Raw genomic sequence first — 20,754 nt, forward strand, 5'->3', positions numbered from 1 at the left:
ATGGCAACTCTCGAATTACGCAACGTTAACAAGACCTACGGTGCCGGTTTGCCGGACACCCTGAAAAACATCGAACTGAAGATCAATGACGGTGAGTTCCTGATCCTGGTCGGTCCGTCAGGCTGCGGTAAATCCACGCTGATGAACTGCATCGCCGGTCTGGAAAACATCAGCGGCGGCGCCATTCTGGTGGACGACGCCGACATCAGCGGCATGAGCCCGAAAGATCGCGACATCGCCATGGTGTTCCAGTCCTATGCGCTCTACCCGACCATGAGCGTGCGCGACAACATCGCCTTCGGCCTGAAAATTCGCAAAATGCCGACCGCCGAAATCGACGAAGAAGTCGCTCGCGTCGCCAAATTGCTGCAGATCGAACACCTGCTGAACCGCAAGCCAGGTCAGCTCTCCGGTGGTCAGCAACAGCGGGTGGCCATGGGCCGTGCCCTGGCGCGTCGGCCGAAGATTTACCTGTTCGACGAACCGCTATCCAACCTCGACGCCAAGCTGCGGGTCGAGATGCGCACCGAAATGAAACTGATGCACCAGCGCCTGAAAACCACCACGGTCTACGTGACTCACGACCAGATCGAAGCGATGACGCTGGGTGACAAAGTGGCGGTGATGAAGGACGGGATCATTCAGCAGTTCGGCACGCCCAAAGACATCTACAACAACCCGGCCAACCTGTTCGTGGCGAGCTTCATCGGTTCGCCGCCGATGAACTTCATCCCGCTGCGCTTGCAGCGCAAGGACGGTCGTCTGGTCGCACTGCTCGACAGCGGTCAGGCACGTTGTGAATTGCCTTTGGGTATGCAGGACGCCGGTCTCGAAGACCGCGAAGTGATCCTCGGCATGCGCCCTGAGCAAATCGTGCTGGCGAACGGCGAGCCGAACGGTTTGCCGACCATTCGCGCTGAAGTTCAGGTCACCGAGCCGACCGGTCCGGACACCCTGGTGTTCGTCAATCTCAACGACACCAAAGTCTGCTGCCGTCTGGCACCGGACGTCGCACCGGCGCCGGGTGAAACACTGACCCTGCAATTCGATCCGTCGAAAGTGCTGCTATTCGATGCCAAGACCGGGGAGCGTCTTGGTGTTGCCGCTCAGCCTGAAACCGAGGCGCACAGCGCCAACGTGGCCCAATTCAAGGGGCGCTAAGAACACATATGTGGGAGTGAGCCTGCTTCCACAGGGGGATACGCAGCGGGTGGCCTGTTGCTCGCTGTAACCGATGTCACCGCGTTAATAAAAGAAAAGTTAATAACAATAAAACGAGGAAGTAGGGATGAAGAAGACCAACAACGCTCAGCTTATCTGCCAGTTGTCAGCAGTTGCAGCAATGATGCTGGCCGGTAGTGTGCATGCAGCTGACGCGTTCAGCGCCGATTCCGAATGGATGACCGGCGATTGGGGTGGCGAGCGGACCAGGCTGATCGAGCAAGGCATCGACCTCAAGATGGACTACGTCGGTGAAGTCGGCAGCAACCTCAACGGTGGCTTTAACGACGACACAACGGCTCGCTACGCCGACCAGTTCGGCCTGGGGGCCGCGCTGGACCTGGAGAAACTGTTTGGTTGGGACAACACCCAGGCCAAGATCCAGCTCACCAACCGTAATGGTGAGAACATCTCCAATGACCGTATCGGCGACCCGCGTGCGGGCACCTTGAGTTCTTCCCAGGAAGTCTACGGTCGTGGCCACATGGTCCGTCTGACCCAACTGTGGATCAAGCACCAGTTCCTCGACAATAAACTGGACATCAAGGCCGGTTACTTCGGCGAAGGCGAAGACTTCAACACCTTCCCGTGCGAGTTCCAGAACCTGGCGTTCTGCGGTTCCCAAGTGGGTAACTGGGCCACCAACATCTGGTACAACTGGCCGGTCATGCAGGCCGCGATCCGCGTGAAGTACAACATCTCGCCTGAGTTCTATGCGCAGATCGGCGCGTACAACCAGAACCCGTCGCAACTGGAGCACGGTAACGGCTTCAAGCTGAGCGGCAGTGGTACCGCGGGTACTGTGTTGCCCGTCGAACTGGTTTGGTTGCCGAACCCTAACAACCTGCCGGGCGAATACCGTGTCGGTTACTACAAGAGCACGGCAGAGGCCAATGACGTCCTCAAAGACGACAACGGCAATGATGCAGCCACGACCGGCCAACCCTATCGTGAACACAGCAGCAAGCACGGCTACTGGTTCGTCGCACAACAACAACTCACCAGCCACAACGGTGACAAGACTCGCGGTCTGAACATTGCGGCCAACGCCACGTTCCACGACAAGGAAACCAACTTCGTCGACAACTACCAGTCGCTGATGTTTGTGTACAAGGGCCCGTTCGATGCGCGTCCAAAAGATGACATGGGCATCGGTTTCGCCCGTACCCACGTCAACGATGACGTGAAGAAAAACTCCGAGCTGACCAACGAAGCCAATGGCGTCACCGACTACGAAAACCCGTTGTTCCAGCCGCTGCGTACCACCGAGTACAACTATGAAATCAACTACGGCTTCCACGTGACCAACTGGCTGACCGTGCGTCCCAACCTGCAATACGTCACTCATCCAGGCGGTGTGGATGAGGTTGATGATGCGCTGGTGGCCGGCCTGAAAATTCAGTCGGTGTTCTAACGTTGTTGCGATAAGCTTCCCTCAATGTGCGCATATTTGCGGACAGCCCAGGCTGTCCGCTTTTTTTTGGGGTAGCGCATCCCGGGTGACAGATGATTTTCAGGACCGTGGCACATGCATGAGCATCCGCTACAACGCTTCTTCAAATCCTTGCGCCAACGACCGGTGTTTGCGTGGGAGCGCTATCAGAAACGCGACGTGTTGGTGATCGATCATCCGCTATGTCAGGCCGTGTTCAGTCGCCAGGGTGCACAGTTGCTGCACTTCCAGCCAACGGGTCAAAAGCCCTGGCTCTGGTGTGCGGCGAGGTGGCCGCAGGTCGGCGCGATTCGCGGCGGTGTACCCGTGTGTTGGCCGTGGTACGGCCGTCATCCGAGCGAAAACGCCTGGCCTTCCCATGGTTGGGCACGGTTGCTCGACTGGAAGTTGCTCGACAGCAGCCATGGCGACGATGGCGTGCGATTGCACTGGCAACTCCAGTTGTGCGACTGGCAAGTGGACCTGCATGCCCACCTTGGCGAGCGCATGGATTTGCGCCTGAGCACCGAGCATCAGGACAGCCTGCCGTGCCAATTGAGTCAGGCGTTGCACGCTTACTGGCGTATTGGTGATGTGGGCGAGGTAGCGCTGTCCGGGCTGGAAGGCGCGCAGGGTTATGACCACTTGAATCGCGAGACGTGTCAGCAGGAAGGCGAATTGCGGGTCGATGGCGGGTGCCAGCGAGTGTTCCAGCACGACGGAGAATTGCAGCTCAAGGACCACGCCTGGCAGCGTGAATTATGCATCGATACCGGTGAACAAGCGGACACGGTGGTCTGGCATCCGGGCTCGCGGCCATTGTTGGGCGTGAGCTGGAATGAGATTTCGGAGTTTGTCTGTGTAGAAGCGGCCAGCGGTGGTACCGACAGTTTGAGCCTGGCACCGGGGGAGAGGGCGCATTTGAGTTTGCAGGCGCGGGTGGGAATTTAAGGGAGGCTCAAAAGATCGCAGCCTCGTTTCACTCGACAGCTCCTACAGGTGTGGCGATCTCCTGTAGGAGCTGTCGAGTGAAACGAGGCTGCGAATCTTCAATTAATTAAATTCATCCCCGATCGGATACCGGCTCGCATTCAGGCTTTCTTTGATTTTGCGCAAATGTGGCTGGAAATCCACACCGCGTCGCAAGGTCATGCCGGTTGCCAGCACGTCCAGCACGGTCAGTTGGATGATGCGCGAGGTCATCGGCATGTAGATGTCAGTGTCTTCTGGCAGTGGAATGTTCAGGCTCAGCGTACTGGCCTTGGCCAATGGTGATCCCTCGGCCGTCAGGCCCAGTACCGATGCACCGTTTTCACGGGCAATGCGTGCCACTTCCACCAGTTCGCGGGTGCGGCCGGTGTAGGAAATGATCACGAACAGCTCGCCAGTGTGGGCCACCGACGCAATCATGCGTTGCATCAGCACGTCGGCATGGGCGGTGACGGCCAGATTGAAACGGAAGAATTTGTGCTGTGCGTCCAGTGCCACCGGGGCCGAGGCGCCGAGGCCGAAGAAGTGGATCTGCCGGGCCTGGATCAACAGATCGACGGCGCGACTGATCAGGTTCGGGTCCAACGCCTGCAAGGCACTGTCCAGAGAGGCGATGGCGCTGCCGAAGATTTTTTTTGTATAGGCTTCAGGATTGTCATCGGCCTCGACTGCACGGCTGACATACGCCGCGCCACTGGCCAGGCTTTGGGCCAACTGAAGTTTGAGTTCCGGGTAGCCGCTGACGCCGAACGAACGGCAGAAGCGGTTGACCGTCGGCTCGCTGACCTTTGAGGCCTGGGCGAGCGCAGCGATGCTGAACCGGGTGGCCTGCTGTGGGTTGAGCAGGATCACTTCGGCGACTTTACGTTCAGCCTTGTTCAGGTCTTCAAGGCGGTTCTGGATCTGTTCCAGTAAATTTCGCACGCGGTCCATATATGTTCCTTGGGTCAGCTGCGCAAATTAGAGTTCGGCTATGCCAAAAGGGCCTTGGATGCGGCCCCAAACGGTGGCCTATCCTACTGATGGCTCCGACCGGCTACCACTCGGAATCTGTATTTTGCGAAAATGTTGTGGTTATTACTACATTTTCTCTTGAGCGATGCCTTGAAAAAAGGTATTTGTAGCTTAACTTGATAAAAGAACAAACATCATGCCTTCGATTACGGTTGAACCGTGCACCTTTGCCTTGTTCGGCGCCCTCGGCGACCTGGCCTTGCGCAAACTGTTTCCTGCCCTCTATCAACTCGATGGCGCAGGCCTCTTGCACGAGGATACGCGCGTTATCGCGCTGGCCCGAGAGCCCGGCACCGAACAGCAGCACCTGGCCTATATCGCCTCGGAGTTGCGTCGTTATGTGGGTGCCAAAGAGCTGGACGAAGCGGTAGTCGAGCGCTTTCTTGCTCGACTGAGCTATCTGCACGTCGACTTCCTCAACGCTGACGATTACATCGCCCTGGCGGATATGGCCGGCAGTGCTCATCGAGTGATTGCCTACTTTGCGACACCAGCCGCCGTTTACGGCGCGATTTGCGAGAACCTGGCCAAGGTCGGTCTGGCTGAAAACACCCGCGTGGTGCTGGAAAAACCCATTGGTTCGGACCTGGAATCCTCGCGCAAGGTCAACGACGCCGTGGCGCAGTTCTTCCCGGAAAACCGTACTTACCGCATCGACCATTATCTGGGCAAAGAGACGGTTCAAAACCTCATCGCTCTGCGTTTCGCCAACAGCCTGTTCGAAACCCAGTGGAACCAGAACTACATCTCCCACGTGGAAATCACCGTGGCCGAGAAGGTCGGGATCGAAGGTCGTTGGGGTTACTTCGACAAGGCCGGGCAGCTGCGGGACATGATCCAGAATCACCTGCTGCAACTGCTTTGCCTGATCGCCATGGACCCGCCGGCCGACCTGTCCGCCGACAGCATCCGCGACGAAAAAGTCAAAGTCCTCAAGGCGCTGGCGCCGATCAGCCCGGAAGGTCTGACCACTCAGGTGGTGCGCGGTCAATACATCGCCGGCTACAGCGAAGGCAAACCAGTCCCGGGTTACCTGGAAGAGCCGAATTCGAACACCCAGAGCGACACCGAAACCTTCGTCGCCTTGCGTGCCGACATCCGCAACTGGCGTTGGGCCGGTGTGCCGTTTTACCTGCGGACCGGCAAACGCATGCCGCAGAAATTGTCGCAGATCGTCATCCACTTCAAGGAACCGTCGCATTACATCTTCGCCCCTGAACAGCGCCTGCAAATCAGCAACAAGCTGATTATCCGCCTGCAACCGGACGAAGGCATTTCCTTGCGCGTGATGACCAAAGAACAAGGCCTGGACAAAGGCATGCAGCTGCGCAGCGGTCCGTTGCAGCTGAATTTTTCCGACACGTATCGCAGCGCGCGGATTCCCGATGCCTACGAGCGGTTACTGCTGGAAGTGATGCGTGGCAACCAGAACCTGTTTGTCCGTAAAGATGAAATCGAAGCCGCGTGGAAGTGGTGTGACCAGTTGATCGCCGGGTGGAAAAAATCCGGTGATGCGCCCAAGCCGTACGCGGCCGGGTCCTGGGGACCGATGAGCTCCATTGCTCTGATCACGCGGGATGGGAGGTCGTGGTATGGCGATATCTGAATTGAAACTCCCTCAGGGCGTCAGCGCCCATGAGTTCAAGAGCTCGGTGCTGTTGGCCGAAGGCCTGGCGCTGAACGTGGCCAAGCAGTTGAGCGACGCGATCGATGCCACCGGAACCGCAACGCTTGTGGTCTCTGGTGGTCGTAGCCCGGTGGCGTTTTTCCAGCACCTGGCCAAGCAAACGCTGGACTGGCCCAACGTCGTTGTGACCTTGGCGGACGAGCGTTGGGTGCCGGTGGAACACGCTGACAGCAATGCCGGTCTGCTCAAGCGCTACCTGTTGCAAGGCCCGGCGGCCAAGGCTCAGTTCCTGAGCCTCTATAGCGCCAGCGCCAATCTTGAACAGGCTGCCGAGCAGGCCGATCGCTTGCTGGGCGAGTTGCCGCCGATCGACGTGCTTGTGCTGGGCATGGGCGACGACGGCCACACCGCGTCGTTGTTCCCGAACAGCCCGAATCTGGCCGACGCCTTGAAAGCTGACGGTACGCGTCGTTGCTACCCGATGCTGGCGCCCACCGTGCCGCATCAGCGTTTGACCATGAGTCGAGCTCTGTTGGCCTCGGCCAAACACAAAGTTCTATCGATTTGCGGTCAGTCCAAACTGACCACCCTGAGTGCCGCATTGGCCGCTGACGATGTCGCCGCCATGCCGATTCGCGCCTTTTTGCAACCTACGTTAGAGATTTACTGGTGCCCATGAGCCAAGGAACAGCCGCTATGACAACCCCATCCCCGACCGTTTCCATGGCGGACAAAGTTGCCCTGATCGACAGCCTCTGCGCCAAGGCGCGGATTCTGCCGGTGATCACCATCGCTCGCGAACAGGACGTGCTGCCGCTGGCCGACGCCCTGGCCGCCGGTGGCCTGACCGCCCTGGAAGTGACCCTGCGTTCGCAGTTCGGCCTCAAGGCCATCAAGATCCTGCGCGAACAGCGCCCGGAACTGATGACCGGTGCTGGCACCGTGCTGGATCGCCACATGCTCGCCGCTGCCGAAGCGGCCGGCTCGCAGTTCATCGTTACGCCAGGCATCACCCGTGATCTGCTCGAAGCCAGCGTCAACAGCCCCATCCCGCTGTTGCCGGGGATCAGCAACGCCTCCGGCATCATGGAAGGCTATGGCCTGGGCTATCGCCGCTTCAAGTTGTTCCCGGCGGAAGTGAGTGGCGGTGTCGCCGCTATCAAGGCCCTGGGTGGTCCGTTCGGCGAAGTGAAATTCTGCCCGACGGGCGGTGTCGGCCCGGCCAACATCAAGAGCTACATGGCGTTGAAAAACGTCATGTGCGTGGGCGGTAGCTGGATGCTTGATCCGGAGTGGATCAAGAACGGCGACTGGGCCCGCATTCAGGAATGCACCGCCGAGGCATTGGCGCTGCTGGACTGATCAGCTTTACCTGACACCTCGTTGTGTGTTCTACGGCTTTACGGTGCGCTTGGTCGGCGCACCGTTTTTTTTGCCCGCAAAAAAACAACTTGCAGCCCAGATTCCTTGTAGCAGCTGCCGAAGGCTGCTACAGGTCGGCTTCAGGCGATACATAGTTACCGCATCTCACTGCGCGCCCGACGTTAACCTGCGTTCCATCTTATGGAAGAGCGAACGTCATGGACGACACCCCCTCAGTTGCACCCTCACAAGCGGTTTACCTGCTGTCTCCCGAACAGATCGCCGGCCCGTATTTCCGCAATCCGAAACTGATCAGGCGCAACATCAGTGAAAGCGCCGATGGCGTTCCCTTGGTGTTGCGCCTGGCAATCGTCGATGCCATGACCGCACAGCCCGTCGCCGGCGCGTTGGTCGATATCTGGCATTGCAATGCGCGTGGTGCCTATTCGGGCTGGAGCAAGGTCAATCCGGACAAGGAAGTCGATGTCGATGAAATCGGCTCGATACCGCGCACCGACGACGACACTTACCTGCGCGGCGGGCAATTCACGGACAAGAAAGGTGTCGTGCGGTTTACCACGATCTATCCGGGGTTCTACGCGGGCCGCGCGCTGCACATTCATGTCGCTGTGCGCATCACGGCCGGCAACAATTACCTGGAAGAACGGCATGTTGCCTGGGTCGGTCAGCTTTACTTTCCGCAGGTGGCTTCGCGATCAGTGCTGAACAGCCGTGAATACAGCGGTCGAAAGGCCTTGGCGTTGACCAACGATGAAGACGTTTACTACAAGCAGCATGGCGGCGAAGCTTCAACCTTAAACATTCACACCCTCGGTCGGGATTCGAATGAAGATGGCTTTTTCGGTTTCACCACCATCGGTATCGACACCTTCGCGGTCTCATCGCACATCAAACCCGAGGACTTCGACAAGTACACGGTGTGACCTCAGCGCAGTTCGGTCAGCGCCCGGGCCAGCAGTTCCATGTGCGCGGCGGTGGTGGTCAGGCCCGGTGTGATACGAATGCACGGCCCACTCGCGGCGCCGCTGCGCATCACGGTAAACAGGTTGTAGTCGCGAAGCAGCCGCTCGACCATGGGCTGTTGATCGGCCTGCCGCGTGAAGCGCATCGACGTGATGCCGCAATACAGGCGCGGATCATCCGGCGTCATGACTTCGATCCCCGGGAGTTCGCGCACCGCGCGCACCCACAGATTTCGCAAGTAGTTGAGCCGGGCACCCTTGGCGGCGGACCCACCCATGGTGCGATGCTCCTCGAATACCAGTGGCAGGGTCAGCAGCGCCGGGATATTGGGTGTGCTGTGCGGTGTGCGTGCGCGAATGTCGGTGGCCGGGAAACTCATCTCGCCCATGTCCGGGTCGATATCGGCCAGACGCTCGGGCGCGATGTAGATGAACCCCAGCGTCAGCGGGGCACCGATCCATTTGTGCAGGTTGTAGCCGGCAAAGGAGATTCCCAGTTCATCGAGATTGAAGTCGATTTGCCCCAACGCATGGGCGCCGTCGAGGATCACATCGATCCCGTGTTCTTTGGCCGCGGCTGCAATCGCTTGCACCGGCATGACCAGACCGGTGCGGTGGGTGACGTGAGTCAGGGCCATCAGTTTGAGCTTGGGGTGACGCACAAACGCTTCGCGATAGCTGGCCAGCAAACTGTCGAAAGTGGCGGGGTGCGCATGGTTGATTTCGATCACTTCGACACCGCGGTAGCGCGCCAGCCAACGCATTGCGCCTTTGACGGTGTCGTATTCCAGATCGCAGATCAGCACCTGATCGCCCGGCTGGAGGCGGTTGTAGTTACGGATCAACGATTGCAAGCCGTCCGAGGCATTGCGGGTCAGGACCACAGAGTCGGCAGGCACGCCCACCAACTCGGCCAACTGTGCGTTGATCTTCTGCATCTCGCCCTGTTCGAATCGCTGGCGCACATGCACTGAATTACTGCGGTTGATGAACTCGATATGACGCTGGTATTCCTCGACCACCGTTCGCGACATTCGCCCGAAGTAACCGTTCTCCAGATTGATCGGGCCGGGTTCGACAGCATAGCGATCAGCAAAAGTCTGCCAGAACGTTTCATCACGGGCGCGGAGGGTGTTATCGGGCATGGGCTACTCAGTCTGGATCAATGGCGGGGGGCAGGTTTGCCATGCTTGGCGCGAAGGGGTTCAAGTAACTCCGACAAGCCGTTGTGATCGATTTCCTGCATCAGGGCCAACAAACCACCCAGTTCGCCATGAGGAAATCCTTCCCGGGCGAACCAGTTCAGGTACTGGCCGGGCAGGTCGGCAATGATCCGGCCTTTGTATTTGCCGAAGGGCATTTCGCGGGTGATCAGCAATTCGAGTTTTTCAGGGTTCATCAGGCAGTCGTCTGGATTCTATCGATCTGGAAAATACAGGCATTCTGCATGCAGGCCAATTGACAGATCATGCAAAAAAAACGGATACAGATTTCGTCGTTTAATTTAACTATTTGAAATTTAAAGGATTATTTGTCGATTCGAAGCTGGCATGCAGGGTGCAATAGTTATTACATCTTTCATCAACCCGCGAGGAATTGAAAATGACCGACATGAATAAAGAAGCGATCTCTGTACTCAACGACCTGATTGAAACCAGCAAAGACGGTCAAGAAGGGTTCAAGACTTGCGCTGAAGACATTAAACACCCTGAGCTAAAAACCCTGTTCGTGCAGCGTGCTGCCGATTGCGCCACCGCGGCTTCGGAACTGCAAGCCGCCGTGCGTTCGATGGGCGGTGATCCGGAAACTTCCACCAGTGTCAGCGGTGACTTGCACCGTCGTTGGGTGGACGTGAAATCGATGTTCACCGGCAAGGACGAAGAGGCTGTGCTGAACGAAGCCGAACGCGGTGAAGACCATGCGCTGAAGGCTTACCGGGAAGCCATGGAGAAAATCAACAAACACAACCTGGTGGGCATTCGTGATCTGGTTGAACGTCAGTACCACGGCGTGCAACGCAATCACGATCAGGTAAAAGCCCTGCGTAACCAGGCTCGCGCACGCTCGTAAGCGTTCGTTGCCTGCTAAAAAACGCCAGCCAGTCTGGCGTTTTTTTGTGGCCGGTCGATTAGCCGATGCTGATCGCCGGCAATGTTGGCAACGTCACGGTCAGTTGCTTGCGCGGCGCCAGGATCTCCGCTTCGCCGTCCACGACCAACTCGTCACGCTGATTGAACACGCGCGTGGCAATGCGCACCCGAAACTTCGGCATTTTCTCGAGGATTTCCAGACGCACGGTCAGGGTGTCGCCGATCTTCACCGGCTTCTGAAAGCTCATCTGCTGGCCAATATAGATAGTCCCCGGCCCAGGCAGCTCACAGGCAACGGCGGCACTGATCAGCGCGCCACTGAACATGCCATGCGCGATGCGCTCCTTGAACATGGTGCCTGTCGCGAATTCTGCGTCCAGGTGTACCGGGTTGTGGTCGCCGGACATGGCGGCGAACAACTGAATGTCGCGCTCTTCGACTGTCTTGCTGTAGCTGGCGGTCTGGCCGACTTCGAGGGCATCGTAAGGCGTGTTGGTAACCTGGGTCATCTGTCTCGGTTCCTATGACGAATTAAATAATCCACAAAAAACTATTCCGACCGGGGTGGCCGGCGGTGGCTGAGCGCCTCCGCGATCCAGTGCAACACGTCGTTGACCACTTCATCGCGGTTGCTCTCATTGAACAATTCATGTCGCGCCTGAGGGTAAATCGTCAGGTGCAGGTTCTGGCTGCCTGCCGCGCGCAGCGCGTCGGCCAGATCTTTCAGACGTTTGCCTTCGCTCACCGGATCACATTCGCCGCCAATCACCAGCAGCGGCAGGCCCGGATCGATCTGCGCGAGATTGGACGCTTTGCTGATTTGCTGCAACCCACCCAGCAAATCGATCCACATCTGGTTGGTGCAACGAAAGCCGCAGAGCGGGTCGTTGGCGTACAAATCCACTTCCACCGGGTCGCGGCTGAGCCAGTCGAATCGGGTGCGTGCCGGTTTGAACTGTTTGTTGAATGAACCGAAGGACAGCCATTCGATCAGCGCACTACGCCCCTTGGGCCCTTGGCGTAATTTTTCTAGACGGGCGATCTGCCGCGCCGCGCGATAGAGCGCCACTGGCTGGAAATTGGAGCCACTGAGCACCGCGCCGTGCAGGCTGGCGCTGTGATGCAGCAAATAGGCCTGGGCGATGTAACTGCCCATGCTGTGCCCGAGCAATATGATCGGTACGCCAGGATGCTGTTGGCCAATGTGTTGGTTGAGACAGGCCAGGTCGCCGACGACTTTGCACCAGCCGTCGTTGTCGGCGAAATGACCCAGTGTTCCGTTTTCGGCAGTTTTGCCATGTCCACGCAAATCCGGAGCGTATACGCCGTAACCCTGTTCGCAGAATTTTTCCGCCAGACGGGCATAGCGAGCGCTGTGCTCGGCCATGCCATGGGCCAGCAGGATCACGGCTTTTAAAGGCGGGGCGGGTAGCCACTGGTTGACGAACAGTTGGCTGTGGTCCATTGCGGTCAGCCAGAACGTGTCGTGGATCATGGCGATTCCTTTGCATGGGGCTGCATGTGGCATGGGCGTGGTTGCATTGTATAGCGCATCCCGTGCGCGCCGTCTGATCAGGCCACGCCACGGCAGGAAGATTCACACGGTCAATGAGGGCGTTGGCTGTATTTGCCTGAATCGCCATAACTGCTAGTGTCCGTGAAGCCCGCTTTTTTCAGAAGTGACAGAAAGCGGCCCGGATAGGCTCAGGTAAAGAGGACAAGAATAATGCAACCTGAATTCTGGAATGACAAACGCCCGGCCGGCGTGCCCCTGAACATTGACCTTGGGGCCTATAAGTCGGTGATTGAGGTGTTCGAACGTTCCTGCAAGAAATTTGCTGACCGCCCGGCATTCAGCAACATGGGCGTGACCCTGACCTACGCCGATCTGGAACGCCAGAGCCTGGCATTCGCCGCTTACCTGCAAGCCCACACCGACCTGGTACCGGGGGATCGGATCGCGGTGCAGATGCCCAATGTCCTGCATTATCCGATTGCCGTCTTCGGTGCCTTGCGCGCCGGGCTGATCGTGGTCAACACCAACCCGTTGTACACCGCGCGGGAGATGCGTCACCAGTTCAAGGATTCCGGCGCCCGGGCGCTGGTGTACCTGAACATGTTCGGGCAGAAAGTCCAGGAAGTGCTGCCCGACACCGACATCCAGTACCTGATCGAAGCGAAAATGGGCGACCTGATGCCGACCGCCAAGGGCTGGCTGGTCAATACCATGGTCAGCAAGGTCAAGAAGATGGTCCCGGCGTATTCGTTGCCGCAGGCCATTTCGTTCAAGCACGCGCTGGGCAAGGGGCGTGGCCTGGGGATCAAACCGCTGAAAGTCGGCCTCGACGACATCGCCGTGCTGCAATACACCGGCGGCACCACCGGTTTGGCCAAGGGCGCGATGCTGACCCACGGCAACCTGGTGGCGAACATGCAACAGGCGCGGGCGTGTCTTGGGCAGTTCGGCGCTGACGGCCAGTCACTGCTGCGTGAAGGGCAGGAGGTGATGATTGCGCCACTGCCGCTGTACCACATCTATGCCTTCACGGCGAATTGCATGTGCATGATGGTGACCGGCAACCACAACGTGTTGATCACCAATCCGCGAGACATTGGCGGCTTCATCAAGGAACTGAAGAACTGGCGTTTCTCGGCGTTGCTGGGGCTCAACACGCTGTTCGTTGCGTTGATGGATCACCCGGACTTCAAGACCCTGGATTTCACCAGTCTCAAGCTCACCAACTCCGGTGGCACTGCGCTGGTCAAGGCCACCGCCGAGCGCTGGGAGCAGATGACCGGCTGCCGCATCACCGAAGGTTACGGCCTGACCGAAACGTCGCCGGTGGCATGCACCAACCCGTACGGTGACCAATCGCGGATCGGCACGGTCGGCCTGCCGGTGCCAGGCACCACGCTGAAAGTGATCAACGATGAAGGCGTCGAGCAACCGTTGGGCGAGCGCGGCGAACTGTGCATCAAAGGCCCACAGATCATGAAGGGCTACTGGAACAAGCCCGAGGCCACCGCTGAAGTGCTGAATGCCGAGGGCTGGTTCAAGTCCGGTGACATCGCGGTGATCGACCCGGACGGTTTTGTGCGCATCGTCGATCGCAAGAAGGACATGATCATCGTGTCGGGTTTCAACGTGTACCCGAACGAGATCGAAGACGTGGTGATGGCGCACCCGAACGTCGCCAATTGCGCGGTCATCGGTGTGCCGGACGAGCGTTCGGGCGAGGCGGTGAAGTTGTTTGTGGTGGCTCGTGAAGCCGGGGTCAGCCTTGAAGAATTGAAGGCCTACTGCAAGGAAAACTTCACGGCGTACAAAGTGCCCAAGCACATCGTGTTGCGCGAGTCGTTGCCGATGACGCCGGTCGGGAAGATTTTGCGGCGGGAATTGCGTGATATTGCTTAATCGTTGAATGGCCGCGCGTTGCGCGGATCGTCGGAACGCCGCCCGGGGCAAGCCACGCTCCCACAAGGTTATCGCTAATCAATGTGGGAGCGGGCTTGCCCGCGATGCTTTTGAAGAGGGTGAAAGCCCCCGGATTCAGGGGGTTTTGAGGTTATATAGAATCTTTGCTCTAAAATGACCACCAGAAGTTCTTGAGTCATATTTGTGACCATAGAGGCCTCTTTTGGCTCTAGTCGACCCTTGGCAAAGCTGCTACTCTCGGCGCGCTTTGTGACTTCTCGGCCTAGTAAACAGCCAGACTCACCAAAAAAAAACACACACCAATAATAATCGCATCAAATGCGGTAATGAATTCGCGTTGCTGAGGAGTGGGCTTCCATGATTGAAGACTTTTGGAAGGATAAGTACCCAGCTGGGATTTCTGCCGAGATCAACCCAGACGAGTACCCGAATATTCAGGCAGTGTTGAAGCAATCCTGCCAACGCTTCGCCAACAAGCCGGCGTTCAGCAACCTGGGCAAGACAATCACCTACGGTGAACTGTACGAGTTGTCCGGTGCGTTTGCCGCTTACCTGCAACAGCATACCGACTTGCAGCCAGGCGATCGAATCGCCGTGCAATTGCCTAACGTGCTGCAGTACCCGGTTGCCGTCTTCGGCGCCATTCGTGCCGGGCTGATCGTGGTCAACACCAACCCGCTGTACACCGCGCGGGAAATGGAACACCAGTTCAACGACTCCGGAGCCAAAGCGCTGGTCTGCCTGGCCAACATGGCCCATCTGGCCGAAACCGTTGTGCCGAAAACCGGCGTCAAGCACGTGATTATCACTGAAGTGGCCGACCTGCTGCCGCCGCTCAAGCGTCTGCTGATCAACAGCGTCATCAAGTACGTGAAGAAGATGGTCCCGGCATATCACTTGCCCAAAGCCATCAAGTTCAACGACGTGCTGAGCAAGGGCCATGGCCAGCCAGTGGCTGAAGCCAACCCGGCCAGCAGCGATGTCGCGGTGCTGCAATACACCGGCGGTACCACCGGGGTGGCGAAAGGGGCGATGCTGACCCACCGCAACCTTGTGGCGAACATGCTGCAATGCAAGGCGCTGATGGGCTCCAACCTCAATGAAGGTTGTGAGATTCTGATCGCTCCGCTGCCGCTGTACCACATCTATGCGTTCACCTTTCATTGCATGGCGATGATGCTGATCGGCAACCACAACATCCTGATCAGCAACCCGCGCGACCTGTCGGCGATGGTCAAGGAACTGTCGAAGTGGAAGTTCAGCGGTTTCGTCGGCCTCAACACTTTGTTTGTGGCGCTGTGCAATAACGAAGGTTTCCGCAAGCTGGACTTCTCGGCACTGAAAGTCACCCTGTCCGGTGGCATGGCCCTGCAACTGGCCGCCGCCGAACGCTGGAAAGCGGTCACCGGTTGCGCTATCTGCGAAGGTTACGGCATGACCGAAACCAGCCCGGTGGCCACCGTCAACCCGATCCAGCACATCCAGATCGGCACCATCGGTATCCCGGTTCCATCGACTCACTGCAAAATCGTTGACGATGCCGGCGTCGAGCAGCCGCTGGGCGAAATCGGCGAACTGTGCGTGAAAGGCCCGCAGGTCATGAAGGGCTACTGGCAGCGCCAGGACGCCACCGATGAAATGCTCGACAGTGAAGGCTGGTTGAAGACCGGTGACATCGCGCTGATCCAGCCGGATGGCTACCTGCGCATTGTCGATCGCAAGAAAGACATGATCCTGGTCTCCGGTTTCAACGTTTACCCGAACGAACTGGAAGACGTGCTCGCGACCCTGCCGGGCGTGCTGCAATGCGCGGCCATTGGCGTGCCGGACGAGAAATCGGGTGAGGCGATCAAGCTCTTCATCGTTGCCAAACCCGGCGTGACGCTGACCAAAGAGCAAGTGATGGAGCACATGCGTGCGAACGTCACCGGCTACAAGGTGCCGCGTGCCGTCGAGTTCCGCGATGCGCTGCCGACCACCAACGTCGGCAAGATCCTGCGCCGCGAACTGCGCGACGAAGAACTGAAGAAAATCGCCGCGAAAAAGGTCGGCGCGTAACACACAAGAAGCCCCGCAGATGCGGGGCTTTTTGTTGGATGACCGTGAGATCGTTCCCACGCTCCGCGTGGGAATGTCGCCCCGGACGCTCCGCGTCCTATGCTGCAGGGACGCAGAGCGTCCCGGGATGCATTACCACGCGGAGCGTGGGAACGATCAGTTAAAGGCGAAACGGCGCGAAGTTGACGTTGGTGCCCGCCGGGCGCATGTCTTGCAGGTACGAGTCCTTGTCGGCACTCAGCTCCAGGCTCAACGCAGCCTTGCGCTTGCCTTCATTGCGCACCACCAGACCTTCAAGCTTTTCACGCAGGAACACGGTCGGCACTTTGAGGTGCAGCAGCTCGTCGGTGTCCGGCGTGTGCATCAGCAAGTGAATCCATTCGTACTGACCAACGGCCAGGCGCGCGACCGGGATATCGAACCACCAGATGTTGCGGTTGCGGTTCAATTCGGTGAAATGGCAGTTGTTGACGCCAAGCACGGCACCGCCAAGTTCCTGGTTTCTGCGGGCAATGGCCTGCTTTTTATCGAGTTTCATAACATTCCTACGGGATTGGATCTTCAGCGCCATGGCCTGAATACGTTGCGCATTCTCGGGGGTTGGTCGTTAAACATAAAGCCCAACCTGCCGAGATCGACGAAATGGGCAGTACAAAATAAATGAAACTCCGTGCAAACGCCTCCGGTCAATCCTTGTGTAACTACTTTTCTCATTGAAATGTTCACAGGAGAAACACCATGAGCAGCACTGGCGATAAAGTAAAAGGCATGGCAAACGAAGCGGTCGGCAACGTCAAGCAAGGTGTCGGCAAAGCCACTGACAACCCCAAGCTGCAGACCGAAGGCAAAGCTCAGGAAAGGAAAGGCGAAGCTCAGCAAGCCGTGGGTAAAGCCAAAGATGCCATCAAGAAAGGCGTCGACAACGCCTGATTCGGCCTTTTTCGATGATCAGGAACGGCCATCCATGGATGGCCGTTTTTGTATCAGCCAGAACTTGATCACGGAAATTGTTTCAAAGTCGCCAAGTAGGCTACTTTGATGTAGAAAACGGCCCTTGAGTCGCCATGACTCCCGATCTTGCGGCGAAAGGAGACGCTAATGATTTTCCCGGACATGAAAAATCTGCCCCTGCACCGTGTGATCATGCGCACGGTCACCGAGTTCGTCGACGATGAGATGTCGACCTATGCCTCGGCGCTGGCTTATCAGATGTTGTTCTCGCTGTTCCCCTTCATTCTGTTCCTGATTGCCCTGATCGGTTTCCTGCACCTGCCGGATTTTTTCTCCTGGCTGCGCCTGCAATCGGAACTGGTCTTGCCGCCCCAGGCGCTGGAACAGGTTAATCCGGTGATTGACCAGCTACAGCAATCCAAGGGTGGCTTGCTCTCGGTGGGTATCGTGATTGCCCTGTATACCGCCTCCGCCGGTGTGCGGCTGATGATGAGTGCCATGAACGCGGCCTACGATGTGGTCGAAGGCCGACCGGCCTGGAAGCGTTTTCCGTTGTCGATCATCTATACCATCGGCATCGCCGGGATGCTGTTGATCGCCGCCGCGCTGATGGTGCTCGGCCCGCAGGTGATGGGCTGGATCGCCTCGCAAGTCGGTCTGGAAGATTTCATCGTCATCGTGTGGACCATCCTTCGATGGCCTGTCGTTGTGATTTTGTTGATGGTCGCGGTGGCGTTGATTTATTACGTCATGCCGGACGTCAAACAAGAGTTTCGTTTCATCACGCCCGGTTCAGTGTTGGCGGTGGTGGTGTGGATCCTCGCCTCCGTGGGTTTCGGCCTGTACGTCAAGACTTTCGCCGATTACAACGCCATGTATGGCAGTATCGGTGCGATCATCGTGCTCTTGTTGTACTTCTACATTTCTTCCGCGGTGCTGTTGCTCGGCGCGGAGATGAACGCGGTAATCGAACACATGTCGAGGGAGGGCAAGGACCCCGGCGAAAAATACCCGGGCGAGCCCGGCCATGACCATCAAAAACACCATGTTTCGGGATTGGGGCGCGATCACTCGGTCCATCCCTCCACTGACGAAGTCATCAAATGATCCGTGAAATTCTGAAAATGGGCGATGAGCGCCTGCTGCGCATTGCTCCGCCGGTTCCGGCCGAGATGTTCGACAGCCCCGAGTTGTGGCAGTTGATCGACGACATGTTCCAGACCATGGAAAGCGTCGGTGGCGTGGGCCTGGCGGCGCCGCAGATTGGTGTCGACCTGCAACTGGTGATCTTCGGTTTCGAGCACAGCGAACGGTATCCGGACGCCGAAGCGGTACCACAAACCATTCTGATCAATCCGCTGATCACGCCGTTGAGTCCGACGCTCGAAGAAGGGTTTGAAGGTTGCCTGTCCGTGCCGGGTCTGCGCGGCGCCGTGGAGCGTTACCAGCAGATTCGCTACGAAGGCTTCGACCCCAAGGGTCAGCCTGTCGTGCGCATCGCTTCAGGGTTCCATGCGCGTGTGGTGCAGCATGAATGCGATCACCTGATCGGCCGTTTGTACCCGTCGCGGATTACCGATTTCAGCAAGTTCGGGTTTACCGAGGTCATGTTTCCGGATCTTGATCCCAACGCTGACGACTGATTCAAAATTACATTGACCCCCTGTGGGAGCGAGCCTGCTCGCGATAGCGGTGTGTCAGTCAGCAAAGTTGTGTCTGACACACCGCTATCGCGAGCAGGCTCGCTCCCACAGGGGATCTTTACAGGTCTTGAGGGCGTTACTGGCCCGGCTCCAACCCCATCGCAATCATCGGCTTGCTACGCGCATAGCGGCTCAAGCGTTCGACCATGGCGTAAGGCATCTGCGGATCGAAGGCGAAGCCGCGCCGTTCATAAAAACCACGTAAATCCGGATGGCAAAACAACCACACCGGTAGGTCGAGGTCCTTGACTGCCGCCGCGATCAACGCGCCAGCCACCCCTTGTTCACGACAGGCCGGATCGACAAACAACCCCGTCAGCCAATGCCCGCCCGCCACCGGCCGCAAACACAGCGCTGCCACAATCTCATCGCGCCGCGCGACCCATAACCGAGCGTCGCGCACGGCCTTCATCGGCGATTGGTGAGCGCGATAAAATTTGTTCATCAATGGCCATAACGGCTCGTCGAGCAAGGTGTACCGGGTGTCGGGCATGGGTCTGGACTGTCAGTGTGCAAAGCGGGCGATTATAAAAGAACGCGCGCGCGGGGATAGGTGTATACCTGATCTCACATCCCGTGTGAGTGGAGTACGCATCATGTCCAAAGGTATGGATTCGAAGAAAGCAGCGAAGAAAAAGCCGGCGAAAACCGCCATCGAAAAGCGCGCGGACAAGAAGGCCAAGAAGGTGGATGTGTTCGGTCATTGATCCCGCGCCAAGGGAGCCCGGCAATCGGGCTCCTGCTGCACGTCTAACGATATAAGCAAATCATCTGCAAGATTTTCCAGGGCTATTGCACAGAAGGGAACTGGTTCCCGATCTGAGCAACGCCATGCCCCATTACTTTGATAGCGCCCACCAAGAAGACATCGAAACCCTGCGTCAACGCCTGACTGCCCGCACCGAATGGCCGACCTGGTTGTTGTTGATCGGCGTTTACGGAGGCTGGTTCAACCTGGTCCTGGCGAGTGACCGATTGGGGCTGTGGTGGAGCACGGTGTTGCTGATTCCCTTGTTGGTGCTGTGGTTGTCGGTACAACACGAATTGTTGCACGGCCATCCGACCCGCTGGACATGGCTGAACAAAGTCCTTGGCTATGCACCGTTCGCTGTCTGGTATCCCTACACCCTGTATCGCGACAGCCATCTGTTGCATCACCGCGACGAAGACCTGACCCTTCCCGGTCGCGACCCGGAAAGCCGCTACCTGAGCGCCGACCAGTGGCAGGGCCGTTCGCTGTTCGAGCAGGGCCTGCACTGGTTGAACAAAACGGTCCTGGGTCGTTTTGTTCTCGGCGCACCGCTGGCGTTGCTGGCGCTGGCCCGGGAAGAAGGGCTGCGATTGAAAGCCGGCCAGCGACAGGCGTGGCTGATGTGGCTGACCCATGGCGCACTGACCTTGCTGATGCTGACATTTATCGCCCGCTACAGTGTGCTGCCGGTAGGGCATTACCTGTTGCTGATCAGCGTGCCGGCGCTGTCGATTGCGATGATTCGCTCCTACTATGAACATCGTCCCCACGCTTCTCCCGAGCAACGTACCGTGATCAACGAAGCGGCCTGGCCGTGGCGCTGGCTGTTCCTGAACCTCAACTTTCACCTCGTGCATCATGATTTGCCGGGGCTGGCCTGGTACGACTTGCCGCGTGCTTACCAGGCGCGTCGCGAGCAATGGATTGCGCGCAGTGGCGGATTTCTGGTGCGGGGGTATGGCCAGTTGTGGCGTGAGCACGGGATCAAAGCCATCGACAGCCCGCAGCATCCGTTTCACTGATTTTTTTGGATCACCCCGCAATCCCCTGTGGGAGATTCTATGTTGCAGGGGAACCCTGCAGCCGTAAATTCGGCTGGTATTCGCTCTGGTTTTTCATGAGGGCGAATGCCACCC

The 20,754-nt window shown here is 58.1% G+C and carries 21 protein-coding genes; 14 read left to right on the forward strand and 7 right to left on the reverse strand.

What is annotated here, in order from left to right; translation table 11 throughout:
- The 3 genes from J2Y56_RS26445 (at position 1) to J2Y56_RS26455 (ending at position 3,604) form a co-directional block, all read left to right on the forward strand.
- Positions 1–1,161: an ABC transporter ATP-binding protein gene (locus J2Y56_RS26445; protein ID WP_007949444.1), complete on the forward strand. Its 1,161-nt coding sequence runs from the start codon at positions 1–3 to the stop codon at positions 1,159–1,161.
- Positions 1,162–1,288: 127 nt separating this feature from the next.
- The gene (locus J2Y56_RS26450; RefSeq protein ID WP_310353671.1) at positions 1,289–2,635 is read left to right on the forward strand and encodes a carbohydrate porin; all 1,347 of its coding nucleotides are present in this window, start codon (positions 1,289–1,291) and stop codon (positions 2,633–2,635) included.
- Positions 2,636–2,749: 114 nt separating this feature from the next.
- Positions 2,750–3,604, forward strand: a complete 855-nt coding sequence (locus J2Y56_RS26455) for a D-hexose-6-phosphate mutarotase (RefSeq protein ID WP_310336115.1) — start codon at positions 2,750–2,752, stop codon at positions 3,602–3,604.
- Positions 3,605–3,706: 102 nt separating this feature from the next.
- Here J2Y56_RS26455 and J2Y56_RS26460 read toward each other — a convergent pair whose 3' ends face one another.
- A complete protein-coding gene (locus tag J2Y56_RS26460; RefSeq protein WP_177318169.1) occupies positions 3,707–4,567 on the reverse strand; it encodes a MurR/RpiR family transcriptional regulator in 861 nt (286 codons plus the stop codon).
- 226 nt (positions 4,568–4,793) lie between these two features.
- Here J2Y56_RS26460 and zwf point away from each other — a divergent pair, with 226 nt between their 5' ends.
- From zwf to J2Y56_RS26480, 4 genes are all read left to right on the forward strand, one after another.
- Positions 4,794–6,263 (forward strand): glucose-6-phosphate dehydrogenase, encoded by a 1,470-nt coding sequence (zwf, locus tag J2Y56_RS26465; RefSeq protein ID WP_310353673.1) that lies wholly within the window; start codon positions 4,794–4,796, stop codon positions 6,261–6,263.
- Complete coding sequence (gene pgl, locus J2Y56_RS26470) at positions 6,250–6,963, forward strand: 6-phosphogluconolactonase (protein WP_310353676.1); 714 nt, start codon at positions 6,250–6,252, stop codon at positions 6,961–6,963. The genes zwf and pgl overlap by 14 nt, the downstream gene beginning before the upstream one ends.
- A 17-nt stretch (positions 6,964–6,980) precedes the next feature.
- Complete coding sequence (locus tag J2Y56_RS26475; RefSeq protein WP_310353678.1) at positions 6,981–7,646, forward strand: bifunctional 4-hydroxy-2-oxoglutarate aldolase/2-dehydro-3-deoxy-phosphogluconate aldolase; 666 nt, start codon at positions 6,981–6,983, stop codon at positions 7,644–7,646.
- Positions 7,647–7,864: 218 nt separating this feature from the next.
- On the forward strand, positions 7,865–8,590 hold the full coding sequence (locus J2Y56_RS26480; RefSeq protein WP_310353680.1) for an intradiol ring-cleavage dioxygenase: 726 nt from the start codon (positions 7,865–7,867) through the stop codon (positions 8,588–8,590).
- Positions 8,591–8,592: 2 nt separating this feature from the next.
- On the opposite strand, the gene J2Y56_RS26485 is transcribed toward J2Y56_RS26480, so the two are convergent.
- The gene (locus tag J2Y56_RS26485; RefSeq protein ID WP_007949455.1) at positions 8,593–9,774 is read right to left on the reverse strand and encodes an aminotransferase class V-fold PLP-dependent enzyme; all 1,182 of its coding nucleotides are present in this window, start codon (positions 9,772–9,774) and stop codon (positions 8,593–8,595) included.
- A 17-nt stretch (positions 9,775–9,791) separates the two neighbouring features.
- Positions 9,792–10,028, reverse strand: a complete 237-nt coding sequence (locus tag J2Y56_RS26490; RefSeq protein WP_007949456.1) for a DUF3820 family protein — start codon at positions 10,026–10,028, stop codon at positions 9,792–9,794.
- Positions 10,029–10,231: 203 nt separating this feature from the next.
- Between J2Y56_RS26490 and J2Y56_RS26495 the strand changes: the two genes are divergently transcribed.
- On the forward strand, positions 10,232–10,699 hold the full coding sequence (locus J2Y56_RS26495; protein WP_007949457.1) for a PA2169 family four-helix-bundle protein: 468 nt from the start codon (positions 10,232–10,234) through the stop codon (positions 10,697–10,699).
- A 58-nt stretch (positions 10,700–10,757) separates the two neighbouring features.
- On the opposite strand, the gene J2Y56_RS26500 is transcribed toward J2Y56_RS26495, so the two are convergent.
- Both J2Y56_RS26500 and J2Y56_RS26505 read right to left on the reverse strand, forming a co-directional pair.
- Entirely contained in the window at positions 10,758–11,228 is a 471-nt protein-coding gene (locus J2Y56_RS26500) for a MaoC family dehydratase (RefSeq protein ID WP_310353684.1), read from the reverse strand.
- A 41-nt stretch (positions 11,229–11,269) separates the two neighbouring features.
- The gene (locus J2Y56_RS26505; RefSeq protein ID WP_310336108.1) at positions 11,270–12,214 is read right to left on the reverse strand and encodes an alpha/beta hydrolase; all 945 of its coding nucleotides are present in this window, start codon (positions 12,212–12,214) and stop codon (positions 11,270–11,272) included.
- 231 nt (positions 12,215–12,445) lie between these two features.
- Here J2Y56_RS26505 and fadD2 point away from each other — a divergent pair, with 231 nt between their 5' ends.
- Both fadD2 and fadD1 read left to right on the forward strand, forming a co-directional pair.
- A complete protein-coding gene (fadD2, locus tag J2Y56_RS26510) occupies positions 12,446–14,134 on the forward strand; it encodes a long-chain-fatty-acid--CoA ligase FadD2 (RefSeq protein ID WP_007949461.1) in 1,689 nt (562 codons plus the stop codon).
- A gap of 378 nt (positions 14,135–14,512) precedes the next feature.
- Positions 14,513–16,213 (forward strand): long-chain-fatty-acid--CoA ligase FadD1, encoded by a 1,701-nt coding sequence (gene fadD1 / locus J2Y56_RS26515; protein WP_310353687.1) that lies wholly within the window; start codon positions 14,513–14,515, stop codon positions 16,211–16,213.
- Between the two features lie 160 nt (positions 16,214–16,373).
- Here fadD1 and J2Y56_RS26520 read toward each other — a convergent pair whose 3' ends face one another.
- Complete coding sequence (locus tag J2Y56_RS26520; RefSeq protein WP_116261953.1) at positions 16,374–16,751, reverse strand: hypothetical protein; 378 nt, start codon at positions 16,749–16,751, stop codon at positions 16,374–16,376.
- Between the two features lie 200 nt (positions 16,752–16,951).
- On the opposite strand from J2Y56_RS26520, the gene J2Y56_RS26525 reads away from it, so the two are divergent.
- The 3 genes from J2Y56_RS26525 (at position 16,952) to def (ending at position 18,807) form a co-directional block, all read left to right on the forward strand.
- Positions 16,952–17,143 carry a CsbD family protein gene (locus J2Y56_RS26525; RefSeq protein WP_007949464.1) on the forward strand — a complete coding sequence of 64 codons (192 nt, stop codon included), beginning with the start codon at positions 16,952–16,954 and terminating at the stop codon, positions 17,141–17,143.
- 168 nt (positions 17,144–17,311) lie between these two features.
- A complete protein-coding gene (locus J2Y56_RS26530; protein ID WP_007949465.1) occupies positions 17,312–18,271 on the forward strand; it encodes a YihY/virulence factor BrkB family protein in 960 nt (319 codons plus the stop codon).
- Entirely contained in the window at positions 18,268–18,807 is a 540-nt protein-coding gene (gene def, locus J2Y56_RS26535; RefSeq protein WP_310336104.1) for a peptide deformylase, read from the forward strand. Before J2Y56_RS26530 ends, def begins: the two co-directional genes overlap by 4 nt.
- 136 nt (positions 18,808–18,943) lie before the next feature.
- Here the strand turns inward: def and J2Y56_RS26540 are convergent, their stop codons facing one another.
- Complete coding sequence (locus tag J2Y56_RS26540; RefSeq protein WP_007945407.1) at positions 18,944–19,360, reverse strand: GNAT family N-acetyltransferase; 417 nt, start codon at positions 19,358–19,360, stop codon at positions 18,944–18,946.
- 338 nt (positions 19,361–19,698) lie between these two features.
- On the opposite strand from J2Y56_RS26540, the gene J2Y56_RS26545 reads away from it, so the two are divergent.
- Positions 19,699–20,640 (forward strand): fatty acid desaturase, encoded by a 942-nt coding sequence (locus J2Y56_RS26545; RefSeq protein WP_310353692.1) that lies wholly within the window; start codon positions 19,699–19,701, stop codon positions 20,638–20,640.
- The last annotated feature ends 114 nt before the right edge of the window (positions 20,641–20,754 follow it).

The sequence above is a fragment of the Pseudomonas sp. BE134 genome, assembly GCF_031456105.1.
GTDB lineage: Bacteria > Pseudomonadota > Gammaproteobacteria > Pseudomonadales > Pseudomonadaceae > Aquipseudomonas.

Coding starts and splice junctions, on each gene's coding strand:
- J2Y56_RS26445 (WP_007949444.1), top strand. CDS start 1: ATGGCAACTCTCGAATTACGCAACGTTAACAAGACCTACGGTGCCGGT.
- J2Y56_RS26450 (WP_310353671.1), top strand. CDS start 1,289: ATGAAGAAGACCAACAACGCTCAGCTTATCTGCCAGTTGTCAGCAGTT.
- J2Y56_RS26455 (WP_310336115.1), top strand. CDS start 2,750: ATGCATGAGCATCCGCTACAACGCTTCTTCAAATCCTTGCGCCAACGA.
- zwf (WP_310353673.1), top strand. CDS start 4,794: ATGCCTTCGATTACGGTTGAACCGTGCACCTTTGCCTTGTTCGGCGCC.
- pgl (WP_310353676.1), top strand. CDS start 6,250: ATGGCGATATCTGAATTGAAACTCCCTCAGGGCGTCAGCGCCCATGAG.
- J2Y56_RS26475 (WP_310353678.1), top strand. CDS start 6,981: ATGACAACCCCATCCCCGACCGTTTCCATGGCGGACAAAGTTGCCCTG.
- J2Y56_RS26480 (WP_310353680.1), top strand. CDS start 7,865: ATGGACGACACCCCCTCAGTTGCACCCTCACAAGCGGTTTACCTGCTG.
- J2Y56_RS26485 (WP_007949455.1), bottom strand. CDS start 9,774: ATGCCCGATAACACCCTCCGCGCCCGTGATGAAACGTTCTGGCAGACT.
- J2Y56_RS26490 (WP_007949456.1), bottom strand. CDS start 10,028: ATGAACCCTGAAAAACTCGAATTGCTGATCACCCGCGAAATGCCCTTC.
- J2Y56_RS26495 (WP_007949457.1), top strand. CDS start 10,232: ATGACCGACATGAATAAAGAAGCGATCTCTGTACTCAACGACCTGATT.
- J2Y56_RS26500 (WP_310353684.1), bottom strand. CDS start 11,228: ATGACCCAGGTTACCAACACGCCTTACGATGCCCTCGAAGTCGGCCAG.
- J2Y56_RS26505 (WP_310336108.1), bottom strand. CDS start 12,214: ATGATCCACGACACGTTCTGGCTGACCGCAATGGACCACAGCCAACTG.
- fadD2 (WP_007949461.1), top strand. CDS start 12,446: ATGCAACCTGAATTCTGGAATGACAAACGCCCGGCCGGCGTGCCCCTG.
- fadD1 (WP_310353687.1), top strand. CDS start 14,513: ATGATTGAAGACTTTTGGAAGGATAAGTACCCAGCTGGGATTTCTGCC.
- J2Y56_RS26520 (WP_116261953.1), bottom strand. CDS start 16,751: ATGAAACTCGATAAAAAGCAGGCCATTGCCCGCAGAAACCAGGAACTT.
- J2Y56_RS26525 (WP_007949464.1), top strand. CDS start 16,952: ATGAGCAGCACTGGCGATAAAGTAAAAGGCATGGCAAACGAAGCGGTC.
- J2Y56_RS26530 (WP_007949465.1), top strand. CDS start 17,312: ATGATTTTCCCGGACATGAAAAATCTGCCCCTGCACCGTGTGATCATG.
- def (WP_310336104.1), top strand. CDS start 18,268: ATGATCCGTGAAATTCTGAAAATGGGCGATGAGCGCCTGCTGCGCATT.
- J2Y56_RS26540 (WP_007945407.1), bottom strand. CDS start 19,360: ATGCCCGACACCCGGTACACCTTGCTCGACGAGCCGTTATGGCCATTG.
- J2Y56_RS26545 (WP_310353692.1), top strand. CDS start 19,699: ATGCCCCATTACTTTGATAGCGCCCACCAAGAAGACATCGAAACCCTG.